Genomic DNA, 6198 nt, shown 5'->3' on the forward strand with positions numbered 1-6198 from the left:
CTTTGATGAAAATCACGCGCGCTCTATCGGGTTGCGGCCTGATGTCTTGCGGATTATTTTCTTTACGCTTCTATCAGCGGCCACTGTTGCGGCGCTGCAAACGGTCGGCGCATTTCTTGTCATTGCGATGGTCGTGACACCGGGGGCAACGGCTTATTTGCTGACCGACCGCTTCCCGCGCTTGTTGGGTCTGAGTGTCTCAATCGGGGCTGGTACAAGCTTTGTTGGCGCCTATGTCAGCTATTTTGCCGATGGTGCGACGGGCGGCATCATCGTCACCTTGCAAACGCTTATTTTCCTTGCGGCTTTCGTCTTCGCGCCCAAACACGGGTATCTGGCCGCCCGCCGCAAAGCTGCCGCCGCATTGGAGCGCACATGACCCAAGAGTTGCTTCTTCCGTTCCAATTCGCCTTTATGAACAATGCGTTCTGGATGATGGCCATTATTGCCGTGCCGACCAGCTTGCTGTCATGCTTTCTGGTGCTCAAGGGCTGGTCGCTTATGGGCGATGCAATCAGCCATGCGGTTTTCCCGGGGATCGTGCTGGCCTATATGCTGAATATCCCGCTTATTATTGGGGCATTCGCGGCGGGCATGTTTTGCGCTGTCGCAACCGGATTTTTGTCAGCCAACAGCCGTGTGAAACAGGATACGATCATGGGGATCGTCTTTTCGGGCATGTTTGGCTTTGGGCTGGTGCTTTACACAAGAGTCAGATCAGAGATTCACCTCGACAACATCCTCTTCGGGAACATGCTGGGCGTCAGCGCGGGCGAGCTTTGGACCGCGGGGGTGATTGCGCTTCTGGTGGTGGTGGTCATCATTTCCAAACGTCATGATTTCATGCTGCACGCCTTTGATCCGGTGCAGGCGCAGGCGGTCGGGTTGCGGGTCGGCTGGTTGCACTACGGGTTGTTGTCGCTCATCTCTCTGACGATTGTTGCGACTTTGGCTGCTGTGGGGATCATCCTGGCCATCGGTCTGTTGATTGCACCCGGTGCGATAGCCTTTCTGCTGACCAAGCGCTTTGCAATCATGTTGCCCATCGCGGTCGCGGTGACGATGATCTCCGGCTTTCTGGGCGTCTATCTGAGCTTCTTTCTTGACAGCGCGCCTGCGCCGACGATCATTTTGGTTTTAACGGTCATCTTCATCGCCGCATTCATCCGCGCCAATCGCAAGATCCGTCTGGAGAGCGCCGTCGAGACCGCCAAGAACGTAGACGCCCTAGCGCCCTAGCCGCCCTGCGATATCTTCGGACAAAAGCCGCAATGCTGTGGCCTGTGCCGTGGCGATGCTGGTCAGTGACTGGTCGGGCATTGGCACCGCGATCTCAAAACCGTCGGTCGAGTTGCGGAAATCGGTCCCGTCACCACCGACGAAATACTGCCCGGCCAGTTGAAACCTGCCGTCCGCCCGTGCGATCATTTGCGTCACCCGCACATCGATGGCGGCGTCAGGCAGGCCAACAAAGGGCCATGGTTCAGGTCCGACTTCAATGTTGAGGATATCATCCAGCGTGCTGGTCAGCACAAGCGTGACAGCGCGTTCTGGCGCGTCCGCCCACAGGATGTCACCATTGCTGCCGATCAGCCCGTTGGGCAGTTCAAAGGCAACCTCTTCGGCGGCGGCATAGGCGGGCAGGGAGACCGTGCGCACCATCGCGCTGCCGACGAGCGGTCGCAGTTCCATCGCCGAGGGCTCCGGCATCAAAGCGAGCCTGTCAGTGGGCGAGGAACAGGCCGCGAGAACGGCAAGCAAAGCGAAGGATAGAATACGGGGCATCATTAGCGTCCTGTCAGTACAGAGCTTGGGTTGCGTTGGATCGTGCGCGAAAGGCTTGTGACCGCATCAGCGGCATCCTGAATATCGCGCAGTGTTTGCAGCGTTTCCGCACCAAAACGCGAGCGTTGGCTATAGCTGTCCACAACCTCCTCGGACAGAGCCACGAGCGCATTCGCGCGCTCTGCCAAAGCGGGCAGGGTGCTGACAGCCTCCTGAACCGCCCGAGCCGCTTCACTTGCAGCGTCTAGGACACCATTGAGATTTGCAACAGCGCCGCCTTGATTGACCTCCGCCAGAAAGCCGCGCATTTCATCCAAAGCCCCATTGAGCGAAGCAGGCAGGGCGCGTGCGTCGTCGCTGTCAACAAAGCGTTCAACCGCGACAAGCGTGTCCGTGGTGGCCGCGATCAAGGCTTCGAATTCCAGCGTATTGGCGCGCGCTGTCAAATCGGCAATGTCTTGCGTAATCTGCGGCAGATTGCGGGTGGCCTCATCAATGTTATTGGCCAGGCGTGTGACAGTTTCCACGGCCAGATCAATATCGCCGATCAAGCCGGTTTCATTGGTCTGCCCGATCAAGAGGTTCAGCTCTGCAATCACCGCCTGCAATTCCTCAGGCACGGACTGTACTGCCTCAGATGCGATCAAGGCGCGGGTTTCATCGGCGAGTGCGACAAGCGCCGCGGGCGTGCCGCGGGTGTCTTCATCTTCGGCCAGCCGTTCGATGCTGGCCATCATGTTGATCGCGCCATCCATCAAGTCTTCGACCGGCAGGCTATTGATGCGCGCCAACAAATCCTCTGCCGTGGCGGCGACATCCGAGATCTCGGACGCCGTGGTCGGGATCACCGGATAATCGCCCGACGTGAGGGTCATTATCGCAGGCAGCGCATCTTCGAGCGTGACCAGCTCAACGATCAGCGTGCCAGCCAGAATATTGCCCGTCACCATCCGCGCCCGCAGTCCCTGATTGACCAGACTGGAGAGCAAGGTCAGCGCGTCTTCCGCGCTTTCCTCGTCGCCGATCCCCAACCGCGACGGCTCAATCGCCAAAACCGCCTGCAAACGCACCAAGGCGTTGTCGCCTTCGCCCACGACAATCGCGTTCAGGTCACTGACTTCACCGACCCGAATACCTTGCAGCCGCACCTCTGATCCTACCACCAGCCCGGTGACGGATTGTTCAAACAGCACAGCCACTTCAAGCACTTCGGCATTTGGATCAACAAACAGGCTATCGCGGGCGGTTTGCTCATCGTCGAACAAATCGAAGCGATGGCCTTCATTGATCGGCTCTCCGCCAGAGACCACGGTATCAAATGCCACACCGCCTTCGATCAGGGAGGCCAGTGAATCCACATCCAACGACACGCCACCCGCCCCAAGCGAAACGCTGAAACCGGAGGTGTCCCAAAACCGCGTGCTGCTGGTGATCCGACGATCATATGGGCTTTCAATGAAAGCATTCACGATGACCTGACGGCCATTGAAAGAGAGCTGCGGCTCTTCCAGATAGCCGACCTCGATCCCCTTGTGCAGAACCGGCGCGCCCGCAGCCAGGCTGCCGCCGTCGTCGGCCCGCAGAACCACCGTTGTACCACGCTGGCTGGCACGGGTCAGATTGGGGGCTTCAAGGCCGGTGAAGGCGGTTTGGGCGACATCGGCCTGCGTATCCCAGTTACCTTCGATAAAGACCCCCGACAGCACCGTCTCAAGGCCCGTGATCCCGCGCACGGAAACATCCGGTCGCACGACCCAAAATTGCGCATCATCGTCCAGATAGGGGGCGACGTTCTTGTCGATGCGCGCCGCGACCAAGACATCTGTCAGCCCGTCGGTGAAGGTCACGTCCTCCACTTCGCCCACCACAACATCGCGGTATTTGATTTCCGTCTCTCCTGCCGCCACGCCGGAGGCGTTCTCAAAGCTGATCGTAATCAAGGTGCCGCGATCGGCGTAGCTTTGCCATGTGGCTCCCAAAGACACTGCCAAAGCCAGAATGGGCACCAGCCAAACAAGAGACACCCGGCGCGCTGCCGGTGGCTTTCCCTGTCTGATATCGAGCGGTGCCGGACCGCCCGTTGCTGTGTCATTCATCGTTGCGTCCTGTCCGTGTCCCAAATCAGCCGCGGGTCGAAGGCTTGCGCTGAAAGCATCGTAAATACAACGGATAGTGCAAAACTAACCGCCGCAATACCGGGATTGATCGTAGCGATTGTTTCGAGTTGTACCAGTGCTGAAAGAATTGCCACGACAAAGACATCGATCATCGACCAGCGCCCAATGAATTCCACGACCTCGTAGGCTTTGTGCCGCCCGTGCTGGTTGTCGCGTGACCCCCGCTGCACAGAAATCGCCAAATAAATAATCGCGATGAATTTCCCGACCGGGATCATCACGGAGGCCACAAAAACAATCAGCGCGATGCCCCATGATCCATACTCAAAAAGTTCGACCACACCGCCGATAATCGTGCTCTCTGAGCGTTCAATCAGCGTTGAGGTCAGCAGCATCGGGTAAATATTGGCCGGAATGTAGGCGATCATACCCGCTATCAGCCAGGCCCAGACCTTTTGCAGGCTTTGCGCGTCACGGCTTTGCAACGGGCCTTGGCATCTGTCACAAAATGCAGCGCTGATCGGATGCACTTGCCCACAGCGTTGGCACGCAACCAATCCTGCATCACGCGCCGAAATCAGGCCTTGGTGGTGTCCAGCGCTTCCCAAATCGAATACCTGCAAATAAGTTGATCTTTCAGGACGGTTATCACGACCACACCCGCAAAGGCCCAGAATGCCGGGCCAATCGTGACCGCCGCGAGCCCTGCCACTTTGATAAGTGCCACGGTGACGCCCACAATGAAAATTTCAGCCATGCTCCACGGGCGCAGGCGCTCTGCAAAGCCGAAAGCGGTGCGTGCGGCACTGCGCGGTGTTTTGTTGCGTGCCAAGGGGCCGAGGGCGTAAATCAGGGCGGCAAGCCGCATCATCGGCAAGACAATGATAAAGAACGCAACCGCGACAGCCAGCGGGAAGCCATAGCCATCCTGAAATGCCAGAACCGCGTCAATCACGGATGTCGCATTGCGCAGACCACTTTGATCGAGCGTCAGAAATGGAAAGCTGATCGCCGCGATCATCAATATGAACGCGGCGACGGCAAGGCTAAGGATATGCGCGATTGCCGCCGGTTGCGACGTCATCAATACAATCCCGCAACGGCTGCAATGGGCGCGTGCCCCAACGGGCAGGTCTTGCGCGCTATGCAAGGTGTCGCACTGCGGGCAGGCGATCAAATCGTCCAATGGCGGTAGGGTTGCGGCCAAGTGGCAAATGCTCCGGCATGTCGGGGGCCTTGCCCCTTTGGTGTGACGCGTTTATCGCGTCCTGATAGATAAGGTAAGCCTGTCCGGGCGACAACTCAACTATGAGAGATGCGAGATGACCAAAACAGTTCTGCCCGCCCGCCCATTTGTTTGCCTGCCTGTGCAGGGACATGCTGATTTGCCAGTAGGCCGGATTTTCTGCGTTGGCCGCAACTATGCCGACCATGCAGCCGAAATGGGCGATACTGTCGACCGTGAGGCTCCGTTCTATTTCACCAAATCTGCGCAATCTGTCCTGCTCTCGGGCCACAACATGCCGTATCCACCACGCACCAACGATCTCCAGCATGAGATGGAGCTTGTCGTGGCCATCGGCACCCAAGCCAAAGACGTGCCCGCGGCGATTGCGATGAGCGTGGTCTTCGGCTACGGGTGTGGCCTGGACATGACACGCCGCGATCTACAAGCGGCATCCAAGGCAAAGCGGCGGCCTTGGGATACAGGTAAGGACTTCGATAATTCGGCAATCCTTGGGCCAATTTCACGGAAAACATCCGACGAAGATATCGCCGATCTGGAGATCAAACTGACCGTAAACGGTGAGGTTCGGCAAGACGCGCATTTGTCCGATATGGTCTGGTCGATCCCCGAAATCATCGCCGATCTGTCGACGCTCTATACCTTGCATCCCGGCGATCTGATTATGACGGGGACACCCGCAGGGGTTGGCCCGGTTGTTCAAGGTGACGTATTACGCGGCACGATTGGCGATTTCGCCCCTGTCGAGACACAAATAATCTGATTAACTAAACCCAGTCATCGACTGTTGGAGGCCCGCCATGACATTTCCCCGCCGCACATTGACCGGTTTGATCGCCGCCGGCTTTCTATCGACCGCCGCGACCGCGCAAGAGGTCACGCTGCGTTTGCACCAATTCCTGCCTGCGCAGGCCAATGTGCCCGCACATATTCTGGATGTCTGGGCGGACCGTGTCGAGGCTGACAGCGACGGACGCATCAAGATCGACCGCTTTGCGTCTATGCAACTGGGCGGCACGCCGCCGCAACTGATCGATCAGGCGATTGATG

The 6198-nt window shown here is 58.1% G+C and carries 7 protein-coding genes and 1 pseudogene; 4 read left to right on the top strand and 4 right to left on the bottom strand.

The window, feature by feature from the left end; translation table 11 throughout:
• Both ACFDSS_RS13000 and ACFDSS_RS13005 read left to right on the top strand, forming a co-directional pair.
• On the top strand, positions 1-379 hold a 379-nt coding region (locus ACFDSS_RS13000; protein ID WP_375256159.1), incomplete at its 5' end, for a metal ABC transporter permease.
• Positions 376-1239 (top strand): metal ABC transporter permease, encoded by an 864-nt coding sequence (locus ACFDSS_RS13005; protein ID WP_375256160.1) that lies wholly within the window; start codon positions 376-378, stop codon positions 1237-1239. The genes ACFDSS_RS13000 and ACFDSS_RS13005, both read left to right, overlap by 4 nt.
• Here the strand turns inward: ACFDSS_RS13005 and ACFDSS_RS13010 are convergent.
• The 4 genes from ACFDSS_RS13010 to ACFDSS_RS13025 are packed head-to-tail and all read right to left on the bottom strand — an operon-like array spanning position 1228 to position 4986.
• Entirely contained in the window at positions 1228-1785 is a 558-nt protein-coding gene (locus tag ACFDSS_RS13010) for a membrane integrity-associated transporter subunit PqiC (RefSeq protein ID WP_375256161.1), read from the bottom strand. The genes ACFDSS_RS13005 and ACFDSS_RS13010 overlap by 12 nt on opposite strands.
• A gap of 2 nt (positions 1786-1787) precedes the next feature.
• On the bottom strand, positions 1788-3881 hold the full coding sequence (locus ACFDSS_RS13015; RefSeq protein ID WP_375256162.1) for an MlaD family protein: 2094 nt from the start codon (positions 3879-3881) through the stop codon (positions 1788-1790).
• The gene (locus ACFDSS_RS13020) at positions 3878-4510 is read right to left on the bottom strand and encodes a paraquat-inducible protein A (protein ID WP_375256163.1); all 633 of its coding nucleotides are present in this window, start codon (positions 4508-4510) and stop codon (positions 3878-3880) included. Before ACFDSS_RS13020 ends, ACFDSS_RS13015 begins: the two co-directional genes overlap by 4 nt.
• Positions 4480-4986, bottom strand: a complete 507-nt coding sequence (locus ACFDSS_RS13025; protein WP_375256164.1) for a paraquat-inducible protein A — start codon at positions 4984-4986, stop codon at positions 4480-4482. Before ACFDSS_RS13025 ends, ACFDSS_RS13020 begins: the two co-directional genes overlap by 31 nt.
• 238 nt (positions 4987-5224) lie before the next feature.
• Here ACFDSS_RS13025 and ACFDSS_RS13030 point away from each other — a divergent pair, with 238 nt between their 5' ends.
• Together ACFDSS_RS13030 and ACFDSS_RS13035 are read left to right on the top strand one after the other, a co-directional pair.
• Positions 5225-5911: a fumarylacetoacetate hydrolase family protein gene (locus ACFDSS_RS13030; protein ID WP_375256165.1), complete on the top strand. Its 687-nt coding sequence runs from the start codon at positions 5225-5227 to the stop codon at positions 5909-5911.
• Between the two features lie 37 nt (positions 5912-5948).
• Positions 5949-6198, top strand: a pseudogene (locus ACFDSS_RS13035) (C4-dicarboxylate ABC transporter); the annotation flags it as partial.

Origin of the sequence: Yoonia sp., from assembly GCF_042093035.1 — a bacterium.
GTDB lineage: Bacteria > Pseudomonadota > Alphaproteobacteria > Rhodobacterales > Rhodobacteraceae > Yoonia.

Coding starts and splice junctions, on each gene's coding strand:
- ACFDSS_RS13025 (WP_375256164.1), bottom strand. CDS start 4,986: ATGACGTCGCAACCGGCGGCAATCGCGCATATCCTTAGCCTTGCCGTC.
- ACFDSS_RS13010 (WP_375256161.1), bottom strand. CDS start 1,785: ATGCCCCGTATTCTATCCTTCGCTTTGCTTGCCGTTCTCGCGGCCTGT.
- ACFDSS_RS13030 (WP_375256165.1), top strand. CDS start 5,225: ATGACCAAAACAGTTCTGCCCGCCCGCCCATTTGTTTGCCTGCCTGTG.
- ACFDSS_RS13005 (WP_375256160.1), top strand. CDS start 376: ATGACCCAAGAGTTGCTTCTTCCGTTCCAATTCGCCTTTATGAACAAT.
- ACFDSS_RS13015 (WP_375256162.1), bottom strand. CDS start 3,881: ATGAATGACACAGCAACGGGCGGTCCGGCACCGCTCGATATCAGACAG.